The organism is Pseudomonas sp. BAV 4579, from assembly GCF_009765395.1.
GTDB lineage: Bacteria > Pseudomonadota > Gammaproteobacteria > Pseudomonadales > Pseudomonadaceae > Chryseomonas > Chryseomonas aestiva.
Genome location: NZ_WHOV01000124.1, coordinates 1 through 23924 on the forward strand (window position 1 = coordinate 1; position 23924 = coordinate 23924).

Consider the following 23924-nt stretch of genomic DNA (forward strand, 5'->3'; position numbering starts at 1 on the left):
AGGGCAACCCAGACCCCAAACGATCTCAAAGCACACCCAAAGAAGCCCAATACCGGCCACCTGCCAGCCACCATCGGTCGGCCAACTCGGCCAATCGCCCGGCAACACCCGTCTCGCGCTTTACCCGCCGCACCTGCCTGACTAACGTATGACGAAAGGATTTTTGTGCGCCAGATCTCGCTTTACCGCGCCCTGTCGCATCTCGGAATGGATGACCGATGGCCCGCTTTTTCCCCGCTCGCAGCCAGTGCCAGTTCGATACCCCCGGTGAACGCCGCTTCGCCGAACGCCTGGAAAAACTGCTCGAAGACGACTACCTCTGCTGGAGCAACGTCCCGGTAGGCCCCAAGGCGCGCTACCCGGATTTCGTCGTACTGCATCCGCGTCGCGGCATCCTGGTACTGGAGGTCAAGGACTGGAAGCTGGCCACCCTGGAATCCGTCACCCCGGGCAAGGTGCGGCTGCATACCCAGGACGGCCTCAAGACCGTCGCCAATCCCCTGCTGCAAGCCCGCTCTTACATCCTCGAAGTCGACCTGCTGCTGAAAAAGGACCCGTTGCTGCGCCAGAGCGCCGGCTCGCCCCATCCGGGCCAGCTGATCATGCCCTGGGGCTGGGGCGTGGTGCTCACCGGCATCACCCGGCGCCAATTCGAGCAGACCGATCTCGCCGACGTCCTCGATCCCCAGCGCGTGCTTTTCCAGGACGAGATGACCGAGTCCGCCGACCCGGAAGCCTTCCAGCAACGCCTCTGGGACATGTTCCCCCATGTCTTTCCCTGCGCCCTGACCCTGCCGCAGATCGACCGGGTGCGCTATCACCTCTACCCCGAGGTGCGGGTCAACAGCCAGCCCGGCCAATTCGGCCTGTTCGACGCCGCCGAGGCGCCGCTGCCCAGCCTGATCAAGGTCATGGACCTGCAACAGGAACAGCTGGCGCGTTCCCTGGGCGACGGCCACCGCGTCATCCACGGCGCCGCCGGCAGCGGCAAGACCATGATCCTCGGCTATCGCTGCGCCCACCTGGCCAAGGTCTCGGTCAAACCCATCCTGGTGCTCTGCTACAACAAGTCCCTGGCCGGCCGGCTGCGCCAGGTGATCGAGCAGAAGGGCCTGGGTGAACGGGTGGTGGTGCAGAACTTTCACGCCTGGTGCGCCGAGATGCTCACCGCCTACCAGGTGGACAAGCCGGACCACCGCCTGCCGGTAGCGGCCAAGATGGAGCAGTACGTGCTGCGCACCATCGAGGGTGTCGACCGCGGCCAGATTCCCCGCGGCCAGTACAGCGCCGTGCTGATCGACGAAGGCCACGACTTCGCCCCCGAGTGGTTCACGCTGGTGGTGCAGATGGTCGATCCCAACACCCAGTCCCTGCTGGTGCTCTATGACGACGCCCAGGCCATCTACCGCGGCAAGGGCGGCAAGAAGGCGCTGGACTTCAGCTTCGCCAGCGTCGGCATCCAGGCCCAGGGCCGCACCACCATCCTCAAGCTCAACTACCGCAACACGGTGGAAATCCTCGCCGTCGCCCGCGCTTTCGCCACCGAATTGCTGACCAACCGCGACGCCAGCGAAGACGGCGTACCCCTGATCGCCCCGGAAAGCGCCGGCCGTCGCGGCCCCTTCCCCGAACTCATCCAGTGCGGCAGCGACCGCGAAGAGTGGGACCTGCTCATCGCCCGCATCCGCGACGAACAGGCAAACGGCCGCCAGCTCAGCGACATGGCCATCCTCTATCGCAGCAGCAGCCAGGCCTACCAGGCCGAATACGAACTCAAAAAGGTCGCCATCCCCTGCCGCTCCGGCGCCAGCACCAAGGGCCGCGGCCAACTCTACGACGCCGAAGACAGCCTGAAGATCGTCAGCATGCACTCCAGCAAGGGGCTGGAATTCGGCCTGGTGCTGATTCCGGGACTCGGCGAAATGCCTAAGCAGGGCGAGCCGGAAGCTGATGAAGCGCGATTGCTGTATGTGGCGATGACGCGAGCGATTGATCGGTTGGTGATGACATACAAGCATGAGTCAGAATTCACGAGAAAGATAAAGATTAGTCTAGAAAAATAACAGCTACATTATTCAGGGACGAAAAATGAGCAAACCCATTGAAACCATAAACACCAGCATTTACTTACTAAAAAGTCACAAATCCAAAGAAGCCCAATCCAAAATAGAGAGCTTTTGCGATGAAATCCACCCATTAATCGAAAACATTCCAGACAGCTTCCTTTTCCTACTCCCATTCACATCAGACATACCCAAATGGCTTGCAGCAGCCCACACTTTAGTTCCAACAGAAGAAAAGCCTAATGCTACAAGCCAGTCCCCTAGCGCTATAATTTGGATAAACCATAGAGGAAAAACTTTCGCATTAACCTTTGGCCATGCCCATTCCAGACTTAAAGAAGAGTGGATAGAACCCGATTTTGGAAAGATTATAGCCCTATCGACAATACCCCAAAACCAGGTCCGAGAGGTCAAAGCCGAACAGGTATTTGCAAAACGACATATCGCAAGTGAAAGAGCACCTCAGGCCTCATCTGCGAAAGAATTTGGCTTTGAGTCGGACCGTGACCTTGTATCTGCAGTAGAGGGCACTCCAGAAGCCAGATATCAAAATACTCTAGGCGAAAAGATTCGAGGAGGCACCGCCCTAAAAATTGAAATTCAGATACACAGAATACTTGAAACGATTGACCTTCTAATAGAAAGACACGAATCAAACGAACATCTGGATAGATGGCCACAGGCAAACAATCTAAGCCCAGTAAAAGACACTGATAAAGTTTTAATCTTGGATGGTATTTTAAATTCCATCCTATGCTCTACGGACGCCAACCTTAAAATCACCTTAGCAGCACCTAACGAAAAAAATGGGGAAAAGTCTTATCCCCACCACTTTGTCATTGGCAGAATGAGTTCAACCCCAGCTACATCACCCTACCTGTCGCTTTCAAGCTGCAAGCAATACCTTGATAGCAAGAAGCTCCCTATGAATCTTGAAAATTCATACGGCACCACAATAAATATGCTTGATGAAAATCGAGAACGGATAGGTAGTTGCTCCATGTACTCTTGCATTGGAGCCGAAGTTTCTGAAGAGGGGAAAACATACATAATCTCATCAGGTCATTGGTACCTAGCCAATCATCAATTTATAGAGCAAACGCACAAAACCCTTCAAACTCTCAGCCCACCACCATATCTGTTAGGTACCTGGGACAAGAAAAGCCACGAGGGCGAGTATAACGAAACAGCCTGCCTTTCAGACTCATCCCTCTGGCTCTTTGACAAAGAACTAGTAAACTTTGGAGGAGGGACATCACGCTTTGAGTTTTGCGATATTATGCATTGGCCAACCCGAACTCTATACTTCGTAAAACACCCTGCAGGCTCCGCAGGAGTAAGCCACCTTTGCGAACAAACGAGACGCACTGCAGAGATATTTTTTAGCGCAGACGATAGCTATCGAAAGAAACTAGCTGAGCGCATACAAAAAATGGGCAAAAGCTGGGATACAAGTTGGATTTTGAGCCAACCTAAAAGACATGAGTGGAATCTCTGCTTAGCACTTATGGGAAAAGATCACATGGCACTTCCATTCTTCGCAAAATGCGGAATTGCAAGATTATTGAGAGAACTAGAAAAAGGTGGTTATAACGTCTGCTTTCAAGAAGTCTAAAGTCACCCATTAAATCAAGAAACCGAATATCATTACTGTCTCATCAACAACCCCACAAACGCCTCCGCCTGCGGCGACACCTCATCCCGGCGCCGCAGCAACCACACCGCCGAGGTCGCCTCGGGATCGTCCAGCTCCCGATACACCAGCCCTTCCATCTGGGTGCGCTGGTAGGTGGCGGGCAGCACGGTGACGCCGAGGCCGGCGGCGACCAGCCCGAGGATGATGAGGACTTCGCTGGCCTCCTGGACGATGCGCGGGGTGAAGCCGGCGCGGGCGGCGAGGCTGTGGAGCTGTTGGTAGAGGCCGGTACCGAAGCTGCGCGGGAAGTAGACGAAGGATTCTTCGGCGAGCGCGGCCAGGGGCAGTGGGCCGCTGCCCTGCTGGGCTAGGGGATGGTCTTGTCTCAGCGCGACCACCAGGGGTTCGCGGAAGAGTTCGACCGCCACCAGGGCGTCGGGCAATTCGATGGGGCGGATCAGGCCGATCTGCAGGTTGCCGGCGAGCATGGCGTCGATCTGTTCGCGGCTGCTCATCTCCTGCAGTTGCAGGCGCACCTCGGGATAGGCGCGGCGATAGGCGAACAGCGTCTTGGGGATGGTGGCGACGAAGGGTGAAGAGGCGCTGAAGCCCACCTGCAGTTGCCCGGTCTCGCCACGGCCGGCGCGGCGGACCCGTTCGGCGGCGCGCTCGCTGGCCAGGAGGATCTGCCGGGCTTCGTCGAGAAACAGCCGGCCGGCCTCGGTGAGGGCGACGCGTCGGTTGGTGCGCTCCAGCAGACGCGTGCCCAGCTCGGTTTCCAGGGCCTGGATCTGCTGGCTGAGCGGTGGCTGGGAGAGATTCAGGCGCTGGGCGGCGCGACCGAAGTGCAGCTCTTCGGCCACCGCCACGAAATACCTCAGGTGGCGCAATTCCATACGTCTTCCATTGAGTCGTAAAACCTATCAATCGAGACGGACAATATATTGGATATATGGCAGCCACCAGCCTAGGGTGGTGAGATCAGACCTGCCCTGAGGTACCCGTGAACACGTCCCGGTCGTCCGCCACGCCCCCTGCCCCGCCGCTGCAAACCCGTCCTGCCGCCAATGAGTCGCAGCATGCACCGGACGCCTTCATCGAAAAGGGCACGCCGCAGTTCCTGCGCACCGCCCTGGCGCTGTTCTGCGGCGGCTTCGCCACCTTCGCCCTGCTCTACTGCGTGCAACCGCTGATGCCGATCTTTTCCCAGGCCTTCGGCCTTACCGCCGCGGCCAGCAGTCTGTCGCTGTCCCTGGCCACCGGCCTCATGGCCTGCGGCCTGCTGGTGACCGGGCCGATCTCCGATGCCATCGGGCGCAAGTCGGTGATGGTCTATGCGCTGTTCGCCGCCGGGGCCTTTACCCTACTCAGCGCCCTGATGCCGACCTGGGACGGCATCCTGGTGACCCGTGCGCTGGTCGGGCTGTCGCTGGCCGGGGTGGCGGCGGTGGCCATGACCTACCTGGCCGAAGAGGTGCATCCCGAGCACCTGGGCTATGCCATGGGCCTCTATATCAGTGGCAATGCTCTGGGCGGGATGTCCGGCCGGGTGATCAGCGGGGTGCTGGTGGATTTCGTCTCCTGGCGCATCGCCCTCGGCGCCCTGGGGGTGCTGGCCCTGGTGGCAGCGCTGCTGTTCAAGCGCAGCCTGCCGGCTTCGAAGCGCTTTCAGCCGCGGCCGCTGCGGCCGCTGCGGCCGCGCAGCCTGCTCGCCGGCTATGCCCTGCACTTTCGCGATGCCGGGCTGCCCTGGCTGTTCCTGGAAGCCTTCCTGCTGATGGGCGCCTTCGTCACCCTGTTCAACTACATCGCCTATCGCCTGCTGGCCGAGCCCTACCACCTGAGCCAGGCCTGGATCGGCGTGCTGTCACTGGTCTATCTGGCGGGGATCTACAGCTCGGCCAAGTTCGGCAGCCTGGCCGATCGCTTCGGCCGGCGGCAGGTATTCGCTGGCGCCATCGTGCTCAAGCTATGCGGGCTGCTGCTGACCCTGTTCACCCCGCTGTGGCTGGTGCTGCCGGGCATGCTGCTGTTCACCTTTGGCTTCTTCGGTGCCCACTCCGTGGCCAGCAGCTGGGTGGGTCGGCGGGCGCGCCAGGCGCGTGGCCAGGCGTCCTCGCTCTATCTGTTCAGCTACTACGCCGGTTCCAGCGTGGCCGGCACCCTGGGCGGTGTCTGCTGGCACCTGGGGGGCTGGACCGGCGTCGGCCTGTTCATCGGCGCCCTGCTGCTCGCAGCCCTGGCCGTGGCGGTCCGCCTGTCCAGGTTGCAGCCGTTGCCAGCGGCGTGACGCCAGGCCTCGGCCGCTCCCTTGAGGTTGAAACGCCCGTGGAGCGGTCCCTGCAGCCATGATCGCGATAACCGTCAGCGACAGCTTCACCTTTACCTTCAGCGCTCTTCCCTAAATCGCCGTTTCCACTGCCGCTCGTCGCACGGAGCGGCGTTTCGTGCCCTGAAAAGGGGCCCTCTGCCTCCCGCCACGCTAGCCTGTCCCTGGCTTGGCGGCGCGACTGTCACCTCTTCGCAAAGTTCAGACAAATGTTTGCCTAGGGTGGGAGCCGCTTGGATAATGCGCGCCGAACGCTGCAATACCCTGCTCATCAGGGATAGATGAAACGGCAAGCACGCAAGGCTCCGGGGTAGATTCGGCTGTGAACATGCACTTCCAGATTAGCGATTGGCGCGCCTGGGCACCTGGTCTTGGCGACCAGGACGCCTGGCGGCAGTGGTGCGCCGCGCCCTGGCGTCCGGCGGACGACGGCAGCCAACCCGATGCCAGCTTCCTGCCGGCCATGCAGCGCCGCCGGCTGAGCCGACTGGCACGCATGACCTTCCAGGTCGCCTGGCCGCTGGCCGACGCCCATGGCGAGCCGCTGCCGCTGATCTTCGCCTCGCGCCATGGCGAGACCCCGCGCACCCTGGCCATCCTCAAGGAACTGGCCCGCGGCGAGCCGCTCTCCCCGACCCAGTTCAGCCTCTCGGTGCACAACGCCATCATCGGCCAGTGGTCGATCCTGCGCGGCGATCACAGCGAGATGAATGCCCTGGCCACCGGTCGCGACGGGCTCGAACACGCCGTGCTGGAGGCCTGCACCCTGCTCGCCGAAGGCGCCAGCGGGGTGCTGGTGGTGATCGCCGAAGAGGCGCCGCCGACGCTCTATGCACCGCAGATCGACGATGTTCCCTTTCCCTATGCCGTGGGCCTGCTGCTCACCCCTGGCAGCGGCCATGGCCTGAGCGGCGCACCGGCCCCGGCGGAGGCCGCGACCAGCGTCTGGCCCCATGCCCTGGAATTGCTGCGCCTGCTGGAAGCGCCTGGCGCCCTGCATCTCGCCTATGCCGGGCGCGCCTGGCACTGGCAGGCTGAGGCCTGCGGATGAGCGGCCGCCTGGACTACGGCTATCGACTGCTGGCCACGGGACTCAACTTCGTGGTGTTCGGCTGCGGCGCCCTGGTCTTTCGCCTGCTGATCCTGCCGCTCCTGCTGGTGCTGCCGGGCGATCCCCTGCGCCGCCGCCAGCGTGCGCGGCGGGCCAATGCCCGGCTGTTCCGCTTCTTCGTCGCCTTCATGGTGCTGACCCGGGTGATGAATCTGCGTATCCAGGGCCGCGAGCGGCTGGGTCGTCCGGGCCAGCTGATCATCGCCAACCACCCCTCGCTGATCGACGTGGTGGTGCTCATCGGCCTGGTGCCCGACGCCAATTGCGTGGTCAAGCAGGGCCTCTGGCAGAACCCCTATCTCAAGCGGCAGATCCAGGCCGCCGGCTACATCAGCAACAACGGCAGCGCCGAGATGCTCGACGAAGCCGCCGACGCCCTGCGCGAAGGCCAGACGCTGATCATCTTTCCCGAGGGTACCCGCACCACCCCCGGCGAGCCGCCGCGCTTCCATCGTGGCGCCGCGGCCATCGCCCTGCGCGGCGCCCGCTGCATCACCCCGGTCATTATCCGCGTGGTGCCCAGCACCCTGACCAAGGCCACGCCCTGGTATCGCATTCCCGCGCGGCGCTTCGACTTCCAGCTGGAAGTGGGCGCCGACATCGACCCCACCACCTTCGCCGGGCGGCCGCTGCCGCTGGCGTCGCGTGAACTCAACGACCAGCTGCACCAGCTCTACCTGAAGGAAACCGGCAACCATGACTGATCTCAACCTTGAGCTCAAAAGCCTGATCATCGAGGCGCTCGGCCTCGAGGACGTCACCGTCGACGACATCGGCGACGACCAGATCCTGTTCGGCGACGGCCTGGGCCTGGATTCGGTGGACGCCCTGGAGCTGGGCCTGGCGATCCAGAAGCGCTACGGCATCCGCATCGACGCCGAAGCCAAGGACACCCGCACCCATTTCGCCAACGTCAACGCCCTTGCGGCCTTCGTCGCCGCCCAGCGCGCCGCCTGAGGAGATCGCCATGCAAAGCCGTGAAGCCATCTTCGAGACCCTGCGCAGCGCCCTGGTCGAACTCTTCGAACTGGAGCCCGAGCGGGTGACCCTGGACGCCAACCTCTACGAGGACCTGGAGATCGACAGCATCGACGCCGTCGACCTGATCGACCACCTGCGCCGTCAGACCGGGCACAAGATCGCCGCCGAGCAATTCCGCCAGGTGCGTACCGTGGGTGACGTGGTCGAGGCTGTTTACCGCATCAGCCAGGCGGACGCCTGATCCGCCGCCCATGAGTGCCCTGCCTTCCCGCCCCCCCCTAGGCCTGGTCGCCAGTGCCCTGCTGCTCCTGCTCGGCCTGGCCTATCCCTTCGCCGTCTACTTCGGCCTGCAGCACCTCTCGCCGCGCCTGTTCGCCGCCGGTCTCGGTGCCCTCTGGGGCCTGCGCCTGCTGCAACCCGGCCTCAACGGCCTGCAGCGCGGCACCGCCCTGGTCGCCCTGGGCTTCTGCCTGCTGCTGGCCCTGAGTGACGCCGCCGTGCTCTTGCGCTGGTATCCGGTGCTGCTCAGCCTCTTCCTGCTGGCGGTGTTCGGCCTGAGCCTGCTGCGCGGCCAGCCGCTGATCGAGCGCCTGGCGCGGCTGCGCGAACCCGAGCTGCCACCCCGTGCGGTGCGCTATACCCGCCGGGTGACCCAGGTCTGGTGCCTGTTCTTTCTGTTCAATGCGCTCACCGCCGCTGCCCTGGCGCTCTGGGCGCCGCTGGCCTGGTGGACACTCTATACCGGCGTCATCGCCTATGGCCTGATGGGCCTGCTGTTCGCCGGTGAATGGCTGGTCCGCCAGCGCGTGCGGAGGCTGCCATGACGTTCACCCCTCTCGCCGAGCTGCTGGGCGCCGCGAGCCCGCTGGATGCGGCCCTCAAGCAGCGCGCCCTGAGTCTGGCGGCGGCCTTCCAGACCGCTGGCCTCAAGCGCCTGGCGCTGCACCTGGACGATGCCGAGGACCTGGCCTGCGCCCTGCTCGGTGCCTGGCGCGCCGGCATCGAGGTGAGCCTGCCGGCCGACGCCCAGCCCGCCACCCGTGCTCGGCTGATGCCTAGACTCGATGCCTGGCTTGATAGTCTCGACGGCTGGACCGCTGCCGAGCCCCTGGCGCCCGCCGCGCTCGACCTCCAGGCACCACTGCTGACCCTGAGCACCTCGGGCTCCAGTGGCGAGCCCAAGCTGATCGCCAAGCAGCTGTTCCAGCTGGCCAACGAGGTCGCCGCCCTGGAGCGGCTGTGGGGTAGCTCTCTTGGCGACGCGACCCTCCTTGGCAGCGTCTCCACCCAGCACATCTATGGCCTGCTGTTTCGCGTGCTCTGGCCGCTCTGCGCCGGTCGCCCCTTCGCCCGCCAGGCGCTGCCCTTCACCGAGGAGCTGCAGCGCGAGACCACCGCCCTGCTGCGCGAAGGCCGCCGCGTGGTGTGGATCAGCAGCCCGGCGCTGCTCAAGCGCCTGGGCGAGAACCTCGACGACGCCATCCTCGCTCAGGTGGTACGGGTGTTTTCCTCTGGCGGCGTGCTGCCGGAAGCGGCGGCGACGGCCTGCCAGAGCCGTTTCGGCCAGTATCCCACCGAGGTCTATGGCAGCTCCGAGACCGGCGGCATCGCCTGGCGCCAGGGCCCGCAGCCCTGGCAGGCCTTCGCCGACCTGGAGCTGGGCCAGGACGCTGACGGCGCGCTCTGGCTGACCTCGCCCTATCTGCCTCAGGGCGTGCGCGAGCAGACCATGGACGACGTCCGCCTGCTGGGTGACGGTCGCTTCGAACTGCTCGGGCGCCTGGATCGCATCGTCAAACTGGAAGAGAAGCGCATCGCCTTGCCGGCACTGGAAGCGCGCCTGCTCGACCATCCTGCCGTCGCCGACGTCCGCCTGGGCGTGGTGCAGCAGGGTCGCGCCCTGCTCGGCGCCCTGCTCGCCCTGAGCGAGCACGGCCTGCACCAGCTGCGCAATGGCGGTCGCCGCGCCCTGGTGGCCGAATTGCGCGAACACCTGGTCGGCCATTGCGAGGCCATCGCCCTGCCGCGCCGCTGGCGCCTGCTGCTGGCGCTGCCCTACAGCGCCCAGGGCAAGCTGGCCCAGGCCGAGGTGGAGCGCCTGCTCGCCCAGCCACGGCCGGTGGAGATCGAACCGCTCGGCGTCGAGCGGACCGCGGACGGCTGGCGCCTGGAGCTGGAAGTCGCCCCGGACCTGGCGTTCTTTTCCGGCCACTTCCCCACGGCGCCGGTGGTGCCCGGGGTGGTGCAGGTCGGCTGGGCCCAGCGCCTGGCCCGTCAGCACCTGGATCTGCCCGCGGACTTCGCCGGGATGGAGGTGCTGAAATTCCAGCAGCTGCTGCGCCCCGGCGACCGGGTGACCCTGACCTTCCACTTCGACGCCACCCGCAGCAAGCTGCACTTCGCCTTTCGCCAGGGCACCGCGGCCTGCTCCTCCGGGCGCATCCTGCTCAAGGGGGTGCGGTCTTGAGCTTTCGCGCCTGCGCAGTGATCCCGGTGTTCGACCATGAGCACGCCCTGCCGCTGGTGGTCCAGGCGCTGCGCCAGCGCGCCCTGCCCTGCGTACTGGTGGACGACGCCTCCAGCCCCGCCTGCGCCCAGGTGATGGACGACCTGGCGACCCAAGCCGACGTCCATCTGCTGCGCCTGCCGGTCAACCAGGGCAAGGGCGGCGCGGTGATGGCCGGCCTCGCCGAGGCGCAGCGGCTGGGCTTCACTCATGCCCTGCAGGTGGACGCCGACGGCCAGCACGACCTGGCCGACGTGGCCGCCTTTCTCGCCGAGGCCCAGGCTTATCCAGACGCGCTGATCTGCGGCTATCCGCAATTCGACGACTCGGTGCCCAAGGGCCGGCTCTATGCCCGCTACCTCACCCATGTCTGGGTGTGGATCAACAGCCTGTCGCTGGCGATCCGCGACAGCATGTGCGGCTTTCGCGTCTATCCGCTGGCGCCGACCCTGGCGGTGATCCGCGCCGGTGGCCTGGGCAGGCGCATGGATTTCGATCCGGAGATCCTGGTGCGCCTGGCCTGGCGCGAGCAGCCCATGCGCTGGCGGCCGACCCGGGTGCACTATCCGCTGGATGGCCGCTCGCACTTTCGCCTCTGGCAGGACAACGTGCTGATCTCGCGCATGCACACCCGACTGTTCTTCGGCATGCTGCTGCGCGCGCCGCGCCTGCTCTGGCGCCGGGTGCGCGGATGAGCGGCCACTGGGCGCAGCAGCGCGAGCGCGGCAGCCCCGTGCTGATGCGCCTCACCGCCTGGCTGGCGCGGCACCTGGGCCGCCGCGCCATCGCTCCGCTGCTGCGGTTGATCGTGCTGTACTTCTTCCTGTTCGGCGCCCGCGCCCGCCGTGGCATCCGCGAGTACCAGCAGCGCCTGGCCGACTGGAGCGGTCGTCCCGACCTGCAGCCCAGTTGGCGCAGCGGCTATGCCCAGTTCATGGCCTTCGCCGAAGCCCTGCTGGACAAGCTCGATGCCTGGAACGGCCGCCTCGGCCTGGATCAGGTGCAACTGCACGACCCGGATCAGGTGCACAGCCGCATGCACGGTCCGCGCGGCGAGATCCTGGTCACCGCCCACCTGGGCAACCTCGAAGTCTGTCGCGCCCTGGCCCAGCTCGGGCGGCGGGTGCGGCTCAACGTACTGGTACACACTCGTCACGCCGAGGCCTTCAATCGCCTGCTGGAAGAAGCCGGCGCCAGCGATCTGCGGCTGATCCAGGTCAGCGAGCTGGACCCGGCGGTGATGCTGCAGCTCAGCGAGCGCCTGGAGCGCGGCGAATGGCTGGCCATCGCCGGTGACCGGGTACCGCTGCACGGCGGCCGGACCGTCGAGGTGGATTTCCTCGGCGCCCCGGCGCCCTTCCCCCAGGGCCCCTGGCTGCTGGCGCACCTGCTGCGCTGCCCGACCAATCTGCTGTTCTGCCTGCGCGAAGCCGACGGCTACCACCTCTACCTGGAAGACTTCGCCCCGGCCCCGGCCTGGCGTCGCCAGGAGCGCGCCGCCGGTATCCAGGGCCTGGCCCAGGCCTATGCCGAGCGCCTTGCCGCCCATTGCCTCAAGGCGCCGCGGCAGTGGTTCAACTTCTACCCCTTCTGGAGTCGCGATGAACGCTAGTGTTCGCTTTGGTAGCCAGGCCCTCGCCATCGAAGACCTGGTCGCCCTGGCCGAGGGCCGCGCCCAGGCCGAATTGCAGGACGACGCCGCCTTTCGCGACGGCATCGCCCGCGGCGCACTCTTCGTCGAGTCGCTGTTGGCCCGCGAGGGTTCGGTCTACGGCATCACCACCGGCTATGGCGATTCCTGCGTGGTCGCCGTGCCCCTGGCCCAGGTCGAGGCACTGCCGCGCCAGCTCTACACCTTCCACGGTTGCGGCCTGGGGCGCCATCTGGATGCGGCGGCGACCCGCGCGGTGCTGGCCGCGCGGCTGCAGTCGCTCTGCCAGGGCGTCTCCGGGGTGCGCGTCGAGTTGCTCGAACGCCTCACCGCCTTCCTGCGCGAAGACATCCTGCCGCTGATCCCCGAAGAGGGTTCGGTGGGCGCCAGTGGCGATCTCACCCCGCTGTCCTATGTCGCTGCCGCCCTCTGCGGCGAGCGCCAGGTGCTCTGGCGCCAAGAGATACGGGAAGCGGCGGACGTCCATGCCGAGCTGGGCTGGACGCCGCTGGTGCTCAGACCCAAGGAAGCCCTGGCGCTGATGAACGGCACCGCGGTGATGACCGGCCTGGCCTGCCTGGCCTTCTCCCGCGCCGAGTACCTGCTGCGCCTGGCCACCCGCATCACCGCGCTCAACGTGGTGGCCCTGGCCGGCAACCCCGAGCACTTCGACCAGCGCCTGTTCGCCGCCAAGCCCCATCCGGGCCAGGGCCAGGTGGCCGCCTGGCTGCGCGCGGATCTGGCCGCCGAAGGTCCGGCCGCGCCCCTGCACCGCCTGCAGGACAGATATTCGCTGCGCTGCGCGCCCCATGTGCTGGGAGTGCTGGCCGACAGCCTGCCCTGGCTGCGCCAGTTCATCGAGACCGAACTCAACAGCGCCAACGACAATCCGCTGATCGACGCCGAAGACGAGCGGGTGCTGCACGGCGGCCACTTCTATGGCGGCCATATCGCCTGCGCCATGGACAGCCTCAAGACCCTGGTGGCCAACGTCGCCGACCTGCTCGACCGGCAGCTCGCCCTCTTGGTGGATGCGCGCTACAACCATGGCCTGCCGGGCAATCTCTCCGGCGCACCGGCCGAACGCGCCATGCTCAACCATGGTTTCAAGGCGGTGCAGATCGGCGCCAGCGCCTGGACCGCCGAGGCGCTCAAGGGCACCCTGCCGGCCAGCGTCTTCTCCCGTTCCACCGAATGTCACAATCAGGACAAGGTCAGCATGGGCACCATCGCCGCCCGCGACGCCCTGCGCGTGCTGGAGCTCACCGAGCAGGTGGCCGCCGCCACCCTGCTGGCCGCCCAGCAGGGCGTCTGGCTCAGGTGCGAGCAGGGCGGGCAACCGCCCGCGCCCCTGGCCGCCATGCACCGCGCGCTGGGCGAGACCTTCCCGCCGCTGATCGAAGACCGTGCCCTGGAAGCCGAATTGCGCCAGACCCTGACCCTGATTCGCGCCCGCCACTGGAGGCTCTATGCGTAAGACCGGTGCCCTGCAGGTCGAGGTGGAGATGCAGATCCCCTTCTTCGACGTCGACATGATGGAAATCGCCTGGCACGGCCATTATGTGAAGTACCTGGAGGTCGCGCGCTGCGCGCTGCTCGACCGCCTTGACCATAACTACCTGCAGATGCGCGACTCCGGCTACGGCTGGCCGGTGATCGACCTGCAGATCCGCTACATCCGCCCCCTGCTGTTTCAGCAGCGCGTGCGGGTAAGGGCCGATCTGGTGGAGTGGGAGAACCGCCTCAAGCTCAACTACCTGATCACTGACGCGGCCACCGGCGAGCGCCTGACCCGCGCCAGCACCGTGCAGGTCGCCGTGGACCTGGCCAGCCGCGAGATGCAGCTGGCCTCGCCCAAGGTCTTCATCGACGCCGTGGAGAGGGCCCTGGCATGCGCACGCTGATCGCTCTGCTATTCATCCTAGCCGCGCCCCTGGCCCAGGCCTTCGATCTCGACGACCTGGCCGCCCAGTTGGCACGCCCCGCGGCGGTCGCGGGCAGCTTCGTCCAGCAGCGCTATCTGCGCGCCCTGCCGCAGCCGCTGACCAGCAGCGGTCACTTCACCCTGGCCCGCGGCCTGGGCCTGCTCTGGCAGCTGGAAAAGCCGCTGGCGCAGACCTATCGCATCACCCCCGGGGCCATCGCCAAGCAGACGCCGACGGGCTGGACGCCCCTGCCCGGCAGCGACCTGGCCGCGCGCCAGAGCGCGCTGTTCCTGGCCGTGCTCGGCGGTGATCGCAGCGGCCTGGAACGCGACTTCGAGCTGGCCCTGACCGGCGACGCCAATCACTGGCAGCTGCGCCTGACCCCACGCGGCGCCCTGCTCAAGCAGGTGTTCGACGGCATCCTCATCCAGGGCGGCGCCCTGGTCGAACAGGTGGAGATCCGCGAGACCCAGGGCGACCGCAGCCTGCTCAAACTGGACGGCCAGCCGGGCGACACCCTGAGCGCCGAGCAGCGCGCGGTCTTCCAGTGACCCGGCTGCAGCGCCCCTTCCTGCTGTTCCTGCTCGCCCTGCTGGCGCTCAGCGCCTGGCAGTGGCGCCACGGACCTCCGGTGGCGGCCGACCTGCTGGCGCTCTTGCCCCAGGGCGCCGGTGATGCCCTCACCCTGCAGGCCGAGGCGCGCATGGCCGAACCGCTCAATCGCGAGGTGCTGCTGCTGGTGGGCCATCCCCAGCGCGAACGGCTGCCGGCCCTGGCCGAGCGCCTGGGCCAGGCCTGGTCGCGGGAACCGCTGTTCGAAAAGGTGCAGTGGCAGCTGACGCCGGACCTGCCCGGCCTGCGCCAGCAACTCCTGGCCAGCCGCCTGGCGCTGGCACCGGGGCCGGCGCGCGACGAGTTGCTCAAGACGCCCGACAGCTATCTGCAGGCCCGCGCCGCCGCGCTTTTCGATCCCTTCGCTGGCGCCGGCGCCCTGCCCCTGGAAGAGGACTGGTTCGGCCTCGGCCTGCTGCTGCAGCGCCAGCTCACCCCGGCCAGCAAGGTGCAATTCGACGCTGGCAGCGGCTTGCTGCTGACCCAGGGCGATGGCCTGACCTGGGCCCTGATCCGCGCCCGTACCCGCGCCGATGCCTTCGACTTCGATGCCCCGCCCCGGGTGGAAGCCCTGATCGAAGCCGCCCGCCGTGAGGTGGTCGCGGAGGGCGGTCAGCTACTCGCCGCCAGCGGCCTGAGATACGCCGCCGCCGGCCAGGCCACCGCCAGTCGCGAGATGTCGCTGATCGGCGGATTGGCCACCCTTGGTACCCTGGCCCTGCTGCTGGGGCTGTTCCGCCGCTGGCGGGTGCTGCTCAGCCTGCTGGCGGTGGGCGTGGCGCTCCTGGCCGGCAGCGCTGCCTGCGTGCTGCTGTTCGGCCAGATCAACGCCCTCACCCTGATCCTCGGCGCCAGCCTGACCGGGGTGGCCGCCGACTATCCGCTGCACTACCTGAGCAAGAGTTGGAAGGGCGGCCCCTGGGACGCCACGGCCATCCTGCGCGAGACGCTGCCGGGATTGTCCCTGAGCCTGGCGACCAATCTGCTGGGCTACCTGGCGCTGGCCTGCACGCCCTTTCCGGCGCTGACCCAGGTGGCGGCGTTTTCCGCCGCCGGCCTGATCGGCGCCTACCTCACCACCGTCTGCCTCTTGCCGGCCTGGTGGCAGCGCCTGGACCTGGCACCGCCCGCCGCGCCGCTGCGGCTGATGCAGCGTCTGCTCGACCTGCGGCTGCGCCTGCTGGCGCGCACCGGCAGCCTGCCGCTGCTGCTGGCGCTGCTGGCCTTTTGCGGCGCCGGCGTCTGGCAACTGCACCTGCAGAACGACCTGCGCCTCTGGCTTGGCCAGGACCCGGCCCTGACCCGCGAAGCCCAGGCCATCGCCCGCCTCACCGGGCTGCAACCCACCAGCCAGTTCTTCCTGGTGCGCGGGGCGGATGCCGATGAGGTGCTGCGCCGCCAGGCCGCCCTGGGTCAGCGCCTGGATAGCCTGGTCAGTCAGGGCCAGCTGCAGGGCTATCGCGCCCTCAGTGGTCTGGTCGCCCCCGCTGCGGCCCAGGCCGAATTGCGCCAGGCGCTGGCCGGTTGGGGCGAGCGCCTGCAACCCCTGCTGGCGGTAGGCATACCGGCCGAGGCGCTGGACGCCGAACTCAAGCTATTGCAGCAGCTACCCGACCTGAGTCTCGACCGGGCCCTGGCCGGCCCGCTGGGCGAGCCCTGGCGACCGCTCTGGCTGGGCCACACGGCCGACGGCAACGCGGCCGGCCTGGTCAGCCTGCAAGGGCTGGGCAACGCCCAGATGCTGCAGACGGTGGCCGAGGGTTTGCCCAAGGTGCAGCTGGTGGATCGCCTCGGCGAATTGCGCGGACTGTTCCTCCATACCCAGCGCCTGGCGGTGGAACTCAAGCTGCTGGCCTCGGGGGCCATCTTCCTCCTGCTGCTCTGGGCCTTCGGTCGCCGCGCGGCGCTGCGCATCGTCTGCCTGCCACTGCTGGCGGCCCTCGCGGCCCTGGCCTGCCTGGGCTGGCTGGGCCAGCCGCTGACCCTGTTCAGCCTCTTCGCCCTGCTGCTCATCACCGCCATCGGCGTGGACTACGCCATCCTCATGCACGAGGCCATCGGCGGCGCGGCGGTCAGTCTGCTCGGCGGCCTGCTGTCCGGCGTCGGCAGCTGGCTGTCGTTCGGTCTGCTGATGCTCAGCAGCACCCCGGCCATCGCCAACTTCGGCCTCGCCATCAGCCTGGGGCTGGTATTCAGCTTCCTGCTGGCGCCCTGGGCTTCGCCCCCCGTCTCCCACGAAAAGGACCTTCGTCATGGTTGAACATCACCCCCTGGTCGTCATCGGTGCCGGCCCGGCCGGCGCCGTGGTCGCCGCCCTGCTCAAGCGTCGCGGCCATCCGGTGCTGGTGCTGGAAGCCCAGCACTTTCCGCGCTTTTCCATCGGCGAGAGCCTGCTCTCCCACAGCCTGGACTTCGTCGAGGAAGCCGGGATGCTGCCGGCGGTCGAGGCCGCCGGTTTCCAGACCAAGGTCGGCGCGGCCTTCGCCTGGGGCGAGTGCTACACCGACTTCGACTTTCGCGACACCTATAGTGGTGGCCGCAGCACCTTCCAGGTCCAGCGCGGCCCCTTCGACAAGATCCTCGCCGATGACGCCGCGCGCCAGGGCGTGGCGATCCGCTACGGCCAGCGCGTCACCGCCGTGACCCTGGGCGAAGGCGGTGAAAAGACCCGGATCGAGATGCTGGGCGACGACGGCCAGGCCTATGCGCTGACCACCGACTTCCTGCTCGACGCCAGCGGCTACGGGCGGGTGCTGCCACGCCTGCTGGACCTGGAAGCCCCTTCGGACTTCCCCCCGCGTCGCGCCCTCTTCACCCATGTCGAGGATCGCATCGACGATCCTGGCTTCGACCGCGAACGCATCCTCATCACCACCCATCCAACCCTGCGCGACGTCTGGTTCTGGACCATCCCCTTCAGCGACGGCCGCACCTCGCTCGGGGTGGTGGCCGCCGCCGAGCGTTATGCCGGACGCGCCCCCGATCTCGCCACCTGTCTGCGCGACTGGGTCGCCGAGACCCCGAGCCTGGCCCGGGTGCTGCACAATGCGGTCTGGGATACCCCGGTGCGCGAGCTGGGCGGCTATGCGGCCAACGTCAAGCGCCTGCACGGCCCCGGCTTCGCCCTGCTGGGCAACGCCGCCGAATTCCTCGATCCGGTGTTTTCCTCGGGCGTCACCATCGCCCTGCGCTCGGCCAGCCTGGCCGCGCCCCTGGTGGATCGCCAGCTGCGTGGCGAGGCGGTGGACTGGGAGGGCGAATTCGCCCGCCCGCTCAAGGCGGGCGTCGATACGTTCCGTGCCTATGTGGAGGGCTGGTACGATGGCAGCTTCCAGGACGTCATCTATTTCGAGAACGCCGATCCCGAGATCAAGCGCATGATCTGCGCCATTCTCGCCGGCTACGCCTGGGACCTTCGCAACCCCTTCGTCAAGGAGCCCAAGCGGCGCCTGCGCCTGCTCGTCGAGCTCTGTCAGCTGAATTCGGCCCATCCTGCATGACCCTGCCCCGTCCGTTCGTCTTCGCACTGGCCTGCCTGCTGCTGCTCGCCGCCTGCGCCAGCCAGCCGCCACTGCCCAGCAATCCGCCGCCGCTGGCGCGCGCCCTGGTCTACCAGGTGGAGCGCCAGACCGTTGAGGGCAATGACGCCCTGCTGCTGGCCATCCAGCCGGAAGGTCAGGCCCTGCGCTTTTCGCTGTTCGATCCCCTGGGCGTGCCCCAGGCGCGCCAGCGGCTGCTCGACGGCGCCTGGCACGCCGACGGCCTGCTGCCGCCCAATCCCCGGGCGCGCACCTTCTTCAGCGTGCTGCTGTTCGCCCTGACCCCGACCGACCAGTTGCCGCGGGCCTATGCCGCGGGCGACTGGCACAGGGACGCCAACGGCAGTCGCCGCCTCAAGGACTGGCAGGTGCGCTACCCCGCTGCCGAGCGCCTGGAGCTGGAGGCGCCGGACGGGTCGCGCTATCGCCTGACCCTGCTGCCGGAGTCCGCGCCTTGAGCGCCTACCTGAACGCCCTGGGACTGCTCTGCGCCCTGGGCCAGGGCAAGGCCGAGGTGGCGCGCGGTCTGTTCGCCGGCGACACGGCGGGCATGCAGCCCACCCCGGGCTGGATTCCCGAGCGCCAGCCACCGGTGGGCACCGTCAGCGCCCCGCTGCCGGCCTGGCCAGCGGCCTGGACGCCCTATTTCAGTCGCAACAACCAGCTCCTGCTGGCGGCCCTGGCCGAGATCGAGCCCCAGGTGCGCCAGGCCATCGAGCGCCATGGCCCCGCCCGCATCGGCGTGGTGCTGGGCACCAGCACCTCGGGCATTCACGAGGCCAGCCAGGGCATCGCCGTGCACCAGCGCAGCGGCCAGCTGCCCGAGGGCTATCAGTACGCCCAGCAGGAACTGGTGGCGCCGGCGGATTTCCTCGCCCGCTACCTGGGCCTGAGCGGCCCCTGCTACGGCCTGTCCACCGCCTGCACCAGCAGCGCCCGCGCCCTGCTCAGCGCCCGTCGGCTACTGGTCCAGGGCCATTGCGATGCGGTGCTCTGCGGGGGTGTCGACAGCCTCTGCGGCCTGACCCTGAACGGCTTCGCCGCCCTCGAAGCGGTCAGCGAGTCGCTGTGCAATCCCTTCTCGGTCAATCGTTGCGGCATCAACATCGGCGAGGGCGCGGCACTGTTCCTGCTGACCCGCGAACCCGGCCCCATCGCCCTGCGCGGCGGCGGCGCCAGTTCCGATGCCCACCATATCTCCGCCCCCGATCCCAGCGGTCGCGGCGCCGTCCAGGCCATGCAGGCGGCGCTGCGCGCCAGCGGTCTGCAGCCGGGCGACATCGGCTATCTCAACCTGCACGGCACCGCCACGCCACACAATGACGCCATGGAAAGCCACGCCACCCATGAGGTATTCCCGGCCGGGGTGCCCTGCTCCTCGACCAAGCCGCTGACCGGCCATACCCTCGGCGCCGCCGGCGCCCTGGAAGCCGCCTTCGCCTGGCTGACCCTGGACCCGCAGTTCAACCCGGCCGGCCAGCTGCCGCCGCAGCGCTGGGACGGCCAGGCCGATCCGGCCCTGCCACAGTTGGCGCTGACCACGGGCGACAGCCGCCTGGACGGTCGCCGCCACGCCATGAGCAACAGCTTCGCCTTTGGCGGCAGCAACGTCAGCCTCATCCTCGGAGCCACGCCATGATCCCCTGGCCCCTCGCCGAGCTGGTGCCCCACGCCGGCGACATGCTGCTGATCGAGGAGATCCTCGCCTGCGACGACCAGGGCATCGAGACCCGCCTGGTGGTGCGCCCTGGCCTCTTCACCGACGCCGACGGCGCCCTGCCGGCCTGGATCGGCGTGGAGCTGATGGCCCAGAGCGTGGCCGCCTTCGCCGGCTGCCAGGCGCGCCGTCGCGGCGAGGCCCCGGCGCTGGGTTTCCTGCTCGGCACCCGCCAGTTCGCCTGCGACGTGGCGGCCTTTCCCGCCGGCGGTGAGTTGCGCATCCAGGCCCGGCCGGCACTGCAGAACGACGATGGCATGGCCATCTTCGACTGCCACCTGCAGGGCCCTGGCTGCCAGGCCAGCGCCCGCCTGAACGTCTATCGTCCGCCCCGGGCGGATCTGTATCTAGAGGAGCCCGCGCCATGAGCGTCGCCCCCGCTCCGGTCCTGGTGACCGGTTCCAGCCGCGGCCTGGGCCGCGCCATCGCCCTGCGCCTGGCCGCCGCCGGGCACGACCTGGTGCTGCACTGCCGCAGCCGTCGCGAAGAAGCCGAGGCCGTCCGCGTCGAGGTGGAGGCCCTGGGCCGCAACGCCCGGGTGCTGCAATTCGACGTCGGCGACCGCGCCGCCTGCGCGGCCATCCTCGAAGCTGATACCGAAGCCCACGGCGGCTACTATGGTGTGGTCTGCAACGCCGGCCTGACCCGCGACGGCGCCTTTCCGGCGCTGACCGGCGAGGACTGGGACGTGGTCCTGCGCACCAATCTCGACGGCTTCTACAATGTCCTGCACCCGGTGGTCATGCCGATGATCCGCCGCCGCGCGCCGGGGCGTATCGTCTGCATCACCTCGGTCTCCGGGCTGATCGGCAATCGCGGCCAGGTCAACTACAGCGCCTCCAAGGCGGGGCTGATCGGTGCCGCCAAGGCCCTGGCCGTGGAGCTGGCCAAGCGCAGGATCACCGTCAACTGCGTGGCGCCGGGGCTGATCGACACCGAGATCCTCGACGAGCACGTACCGGTGGACAAGATCCTCGAAATGATCCCCGCCGGGCGCCTGGGCACCCCCGAGGAGGTGGCCCATGCGGTGGCCTTCCTGCTCGCACCCGAGGCCGGCTACATCACCCGCCAGGTTCTGGCGGTCAACGGAGGGCTGTGCTGATGAGCGCGCGCCGCGTCGTGATCACCGGGATGGCCGGCGTCACCGCCCTGGGCAGTGACTGGCCGACCATCCGCGACCATTTTCTCGCCGGCTACAGCGGCATCCGCCGCATGGACGCCTGGGATCGCTACACCGAGATGAACACCCGCCTGGGTGGACCCATCGTCGACTTCCAGGTGCCCGGCCACTGGACGCGCAAGCAGCTGCGCAGCATGGGCCGCGTCTCCCAGCTGGCGGTGGCCGCCGGCGAGCGCGCCCTGGCCGATGCCGGACTGCTGGATGACCCGCGCATCACCGACGGCCGCATGGGCGTGGCCTGCGGCTCCTCCACCGGCAGCACCGACGACATCAAGGCGCTGGCCAACATGCTGCTCAGCGACGCCGCGGTGGGCCTCAACGCCAACACCTATGTGCGCATGATGCCGCACACGGCGGCCGCCAACCTGAGTCTGTTCTTTGGTTTAAAGGGCCGGCTGATCCCCACCTCCAGCGCCTGCACCAGCGGCAGCCAGGGCATCGGCTACGCCTACGAGGCCATCAAGTTCGGCCGTCTGCCGCTGATGCTGGCGGGCGGCGCCGAAGAACTCTGCCCCAGCGAGGCCATGGTCTTCGACACCCTCTATGCCACCAGCCTGCGCAACGACGCCCCCCACACCTCGCCGCGGCCCTACGAACGGGGACGCGACGGCCTGGTGATCGGCGAGGGCGCCGGCATCCTGGTGCTGGAAGAGCTGGAACACGCCCTGGCGCGGGGCGCGCACATCCATGCCGAGATCGTCGGCTTCGGCAGCAACGCCGACGGCCAGCACTCGACCCGCCCCGAACAGGCCACCATGCAGCGCGCCATGGAGCTGGCCCTGGAAGACGCCGGGCTGACGCCGGAGGCCATCGGCTACGTCAACGGCCACGGCACCGCCACCGAACAGGGCGACATCGCCGAGACCCGCGCCACCCAGGCGCTGTTCGGCACCCGCATGCCCATCAGCTCGCAGAAGAGCTACCTGGGCCATACCCTGGGTGCCTGCGGCGCCCTGGAGTCCTGGTTCAGCATCGCCATGATGAACGAGGAGCTGTTCGTGCCGACGCTCAACCTCGATGACCTGGACCCCCAGTGCGGCGAGCTGGACTATCTGCGTGACGGACCGCGGACCCTGCGTACCGATCACGTGATGAACAACAATTTCGCCTTTGGCGGGGTCAACACCTCGCTGATCTTCCGTCGCTGGTCCTGATGGCCATAGCCCGAGGTACTCCCATGTTGCGTCGCCTGCTGCTCGTCTCCGCGCTGCTGTTCCTGGCGGCCTGCACCCGCGCGCCCCTGGTGACGCCCCAGGAAGTCTTTCCCGCCGACCGCACGGAGAACGCCGCCGATGTCCGCCGCGCCATCGTCGACACCCTCGAGCGCCGTGGCTGGAGCGTCGGCCAGGAGAGCCCCGGCCTGGTGGTCGCCAGCATCGTAGTGCGCGATCGCCACCAGGCCTGGGTCGATATCCCCTACAGCACCAAGGGCTACCAGATCCGCTACCGCGACAGCGCCGGCCTCGACTACGACGGCGAACGCATCCATCGCAATTACAACAAATGGGTCCAGCTGCTCGACGCCGACATCCGCCGGCAACTGCAGCTGCCCGCCCCCGCAGCCGACGCGGAGTGACCGCCCGCGGCCTGCGCGATAGCGCAGAACGCCGCTCTCCAGGCTGACGGCGCGGCCGTTCTGGGTTAAACAGTCATCCCCACCACCACAAGGAAGTCGCCATGCGTACCCTAGCCTCCACCCTCGCCCTTACCCTGAGCCTCGCCACCCTGCTGCCCAGCGCCGCCCAGGCCCGCGACACCACCCTGCAACTGCCCTTCGCCGAAGTCGTCCAGGAAGCCCTGGCCGCCAAGCGTCTGGATGGCAGCGTGAAGTTCTACCTGGCCGGCAACCCGGTGCCGGGTAAGGCCACGGTGGTCAACTCCAGCATCACCACCAACCAGAAGACCAACGCCTTCAACAAGACCGACGAGGTCGCCTGCCGCTGGGTGCTGCAATCGGCGCTGATCCGCCTGCAGGAAGCGGCCAAGGCCGCCGGTGCCAATGCGGTCACCGACATCACCAGCTACTACAAGAAGAACGAGTGGAGCGATCCCACCCGCTACGAGTGCCACGCCGGCGCCCTCATGGCCGGTGTCGCCCTCAAGGGCAAGCTGGTCATCCTCAAGTAGCTCGGAACGGCGGCGCGGCCGGGTGGGTCTTTCTAGAGACCTACCTAGAGGCCGCCGCCATGCCCACGTTTCGCGTCCACTACCGCAAGGACGGCGAGTCCCGTCAGCTTGATCTCGAGCATCCGCAGGCGACGCTCGCGCCCCATGAAGCCGCCCTGGCCGTGCTGGAACAACTGCGCGCCGACGCCGAGAACAGCCTGGCGCTGCCGCCCGCCGATGCCCCCGCCGCGGCCATCCTGCGCCAGGCGGAGGTGCATGGACTGACGGATATCCAAGTGGAGCCGCTGGCTTCGTAGGTTGACGCTGAGCGCAGCGAAGCCCAACGGGCGGGACGCGCGATGTCTGGCCGCCCTCACCCCAGCCCTCTCCCGGAGGGAGAGGGGGCGGTTGAATCCCGTAGCGTGGAAAACGGCGCAGCCTTTTCCACTAACGGGCGCCGCTGCCAACGGTGAAAGGCACCCTACCCGTATGCCCTGTAGGTTGGCGCTGAGCGCAGCGAAGCCCAACAGCTTAATTTTGGCGTTTGGCCACCCTCACCCCAGCCCTC

General features: G+C 67.4%; 25 protein-coding genes. 24 read left to right on the forward strand and 1 reads right to left on the reverse strand.

Features of this window, described 5'->3' with window-relative positions:
• Nucleotides 1–218: 218 nt before the first annotated feature.
• Both GSQ95_RS20435 and GSQ95_RS20440 read left to right on the forward strand, forming a co-directional pair.
• Nucleotides 219–2063 carry an NERD domain-containing protein/DEAD/DEAH box helicase gene (locus tag GSQ95_RS20435; protein WP_158894254.1) on the forward strand — a complete coding sequence of 615 codons (1845 nt, stop codon included), beginning with the start codon at nt 219–221 and terminating at the stop codon, nt 2061–2063.
• Nucleotides 2064–2088: 25 nt separating this feature from the next.
• Nucleotides 2089–3678, forward strand: coding sequence for a TIGR04141 family sporadically distributed protein (locus GSQ95_RS20440; RefSeq protein WP_158894256.1), 1590 nt, complete (start codon nt 2089–2091; stop codon nt 3676–3678).
• 32 nt (nt 3679–3710) lie between these two features.
• Here the strand turns inward: GSQ95_RS20440 and GSQ95_RS20445 are convergent, their stop codons facing one another.
• Nucleotides 3711–4595, reverse strand: coding sequence for a LysR substrate-binding domain-containing protein (locus tag GSQ95_RS20445; RefSeq protein ID WP_158894258.1), 885 nt, complete (start codon nt 4593–4595; stop codon nt 3711–3713).
• 107 nt (nt 4596–4702) lie between these two features.
• Between GSQ95_RS20445 and GSQ95_RS20450 the strand changes: the two genes are divergently transcribed.
• From GSQ95_RS20450 to GSQ95_RS20555, 22 genes are all read left to right on the forward strand, one after another.
• Entirely contained in the window at nt 4703–5989 is a 1287-nt protein-coding gene (locus tag GSQ95_RS20450) for an MFS transporter (protein WP_158894261.1), read from the forward strand.
• Between the two features lie 367 nt (nt 5990–6356).
• Complete coding sequence (locus GSQ95_RS20455; RefSeq protein WP_158894263.1) at nt 6357–7079, forward strand: beta-ketoacyl synthase chain length factor; 723 nt, start codon at nt 6357–6359, stop codon at nt 7077–7079.
• Nucleotides 7076–7843: a 1-acyl-sn-glycerol-3-phosphate acyltransferase gene (locus GSQ95_RS20460; RefSeq protein ID WP_158894266.1), complete on the forward strand. Its 768-nt coding sequence runs from the start codon at nt 7076–7078 to the stop codon at nt 7841–7843. Before GSQ95_RS20455 ends, GSQ95_RS20460 begins: the two co-directional genes overlap by 4 nt.
• Nucleotides 7836–8096, forward strand: coding sequence for a phosphopantetheine-binding protein (locus GSQ95_RS20465; RefSeq protein ID WP_017642722.1), 261 nt, complete (start codon nt 7836–7838; stop codon nt 8094–8096). Before GSQ95_RS20460 ends, GSQ95_RS20465 begins: the two co-directional genes overlap by 8 nt.
• 10 nt (nt 8097–8106) lie before the next feature.
• Nucleotides 8107–8361, forward strand: coding sequence for an acyl carrier protein (locus GSQ95_RS20470; RefSeq protein WP_133862227.1), 255 nt, complete (start codon nt 8107–8109; stop codon nt 8359–8361).
• Nucleotides 8362–8371: 10 nt separating this feature from the next.
• A complete protein-coding gene (locus GSQ95_RS20475; protein ID WP_158894268.1) occupies nt 8372–8944 on the forward strand; it encodes a hypothetical protein in 573 nt (190 codons plus the stop codon).
• On the forward strand, nt 8941–10587 hold the full coding sequence (locus GSQ95_RS20480) for an AMP-binding protein (RefSeq protein ID WP_158894270.1): 1647 nt from the start codon (nt 8941–8943) through the stop codon (nt 10585–10587). The genes GSQ95_RS20475 and GSQ95_RS20480 overlap by 4 nt, the downstream gene beginning before the upstream one ends.
• Nucleotides 10584–11321 carry a glycosyltransferase family 2 protein gene (locus GSQ95_RS20485; RefSeq protein ID WP_158894272.1) on the forward strand — a complete coding sequence of 246 codons (738 nt, stop codon included), beginning with the start codon at nt 10584–10586 and terminating at the stop codon, nt 11319–11321. Before GSQ95_RS20480 ends, GSQ95_RS20485 begins: the two co-directional genes overlap by 4 nt.
• The gene (locus GSQ95_RS20490) at nt 11318–12238 is read left to right on the forward strand and encodes a glycosyl transferase (RefSeq protein WP_158894274.1); all 921 of its coding nucleotides are present in this window, start codon (nt 11318–11320) and stop codon (nt 12236–12238) included. Before GSQ95_RS20485 ends, GSQ95_RS20490 begins: the two co-directional genes overlap by 4 nt.
• Nucleotides 12228–13754, forward strand: a complete 1527-nt coding sequence (gene hutH / locus GSQ95_RS20495; protein WP_158894277.1) for a histidine ammonia-lyase — start codon at nt 12228–12230, stop codon at nt 13752–13754. Before GSQ95_RS20490 ends, hutH begins: the two co-directional genes overlap by 11 nt.
• Nucleotides 13747–14181, forward strand: a complete 435-nt coding sequence (locus tag GSQ95_RS20500; RefSeq protein WP_158894280.1) for a thioesterase family protein — start codon at nt 13747–13749, stop codon at nt 14179–14181. The genes hutH and GSQ95_RS20500 overlap by 8 nt, the downstream gene beginning before the upstream one ends.
• Entirely contained in the window at nt 14169–14753 is a 585-nt protein-coding gene (locus GSQ95_RS20505; RefSeq protein WP_158894283.1) for an outer membrane lipoprotein carrier protein LolA, read from the forward strand. The genes GSQ95_RS20500 and GSQ95_RS20505 overlap by 13 nt, the downstream gene beginning before the upstream one ends.
• Entirely contained in the window at nt 14750–17074 is a 2325-nt protein-coding gene (locus tag GSQ95_RS20510; RefSeq protein WP_158894286.1) for an MMPL family transporter, read from the forward strand. Before GSQ95_RS20505 ends, GSQ95_RS20510 begins: the two co-directional genes overlap by 4 nt.
• Nucleotides 17067–18314, forward strand: a complete 1248-nt coding sequence (locus GSQ95_RS20515) for an NAD(P)/FAD-dependent oxidoreductase (RefSeq protein WP_158894289.1) — start codon at nt 17067–17069, stop codon at nt 18312–18314. Before GSQ95_RS20510 ends, GSQ95_RS20515 begins: the two co-directional genes overlap by 8 nt.
• Nucleotides 18311–18811 carry a hypothetical protein gene (locus tag GSQ95_RS20520; protein WP_158894292.1) on the forward strand — a complete coding sequence of 167 codons (501 nt, stop codon included), beginning with the start codon at nt 18311–18313 and terminating at the stop codon, nt 18809–18811. The genes GSQ95_RS20515 and GSQ95_RS20520 overlap by 4 nt, the downstream gene beginning before the upstream one ends.
• Nucleotides 18808–19992 carry a beta-ketoacyl-[acyl-carrier-protein] synthase family protein gene (locus GSQ95_RS20525; protein WP_158894294.1) on the forward strand — a complete coding sequence of 395 codons (1185 nt, stop codon included), beginning with the start codon at nt 18808–18810 and terminating at the stop codon, nt 19990–19992. The genes GSQ95_RS20520 and GSQ95_RS20525 overlap by 4 nt, the downstream gene beginning before the upstream one ends.
• Nucleotides 19989–20438, forward strand: a complete 450-nt coding sequence (locus GSQ95_RS20530) for a hotdog family protein (RefSeq protein WP_158894296.1) — start codon at nt 19989–19991, stop codon at nt 20436–20438. The genes GSQ95_RS20525 and GSQ95_RS20530 overlap by 4 nt, the downstream gene beginning before the upstream one ends.
• Complete coding sequence (gene fabG / locus GSQ95_RS20535) at nt 20435–21172, forward strand: 3-oxoacyl-ACP reductase FabG (protein ID WP_158894298.1); 738 nt, start codon at nt 20435–20437, stop codon at nt 21170–21172. The genes GSQ95_RS20530 and fabG overlap by 4 nt, the downstream gene beginning before the upstream one ends.
• Nucleotides 21172–22404: a beta-ketoacyl-ACP synthase gene (locus GSQ95_RS20540; RefSeq protein ID WP_158894317.1), complete on the forward strand. Its 1233-nt coding sequence runs from the start codon at nt 21172–21174 to the stop codon at nt 22402–22404. Before fabG ends, GSQ95_RS20540 begins: the two co-directional genes overlap by 1 nt.
• 23 nt (nt 22405–22427) lie before the next feature.
• The gene (locus tag GSQ95_RS20545) at nt 22428–22826 is read left to right on the forward strand and encodes a hypothetical protein (RefSeq protein ID WP_133862242.1); all 399 of its coding nucleotides are present in this window, start codon (nt 22428–22430) and stop codon (nt 22824–22826) included.
• A 101-nt stretch (nt 22827–22927) separates the two neighbouring features.
• Nucleotides 22928–23377: an excinuclease gene (locus GSQ95_RS20550; RefSeq protein WP_158894320.1), complete on the forward strand. Its 450-nt coding sequence runs from the start codon at nt 22928–22930 to the stop codon at nt 23375–23377.
• 59 nt (nt 23378–23436) lie between these two features.
• Complete coding sequence (locus tag GSQ95_RS20555; protein WP_158894323.1) at nt 23437–23673, forward strand: hypothetical protein; 237 nt, start codon at nt 23437–23439, stop codon at nt 23671–23673.
• Nucleotides 23674–23924: the final 251 nt, after the last annotated feature.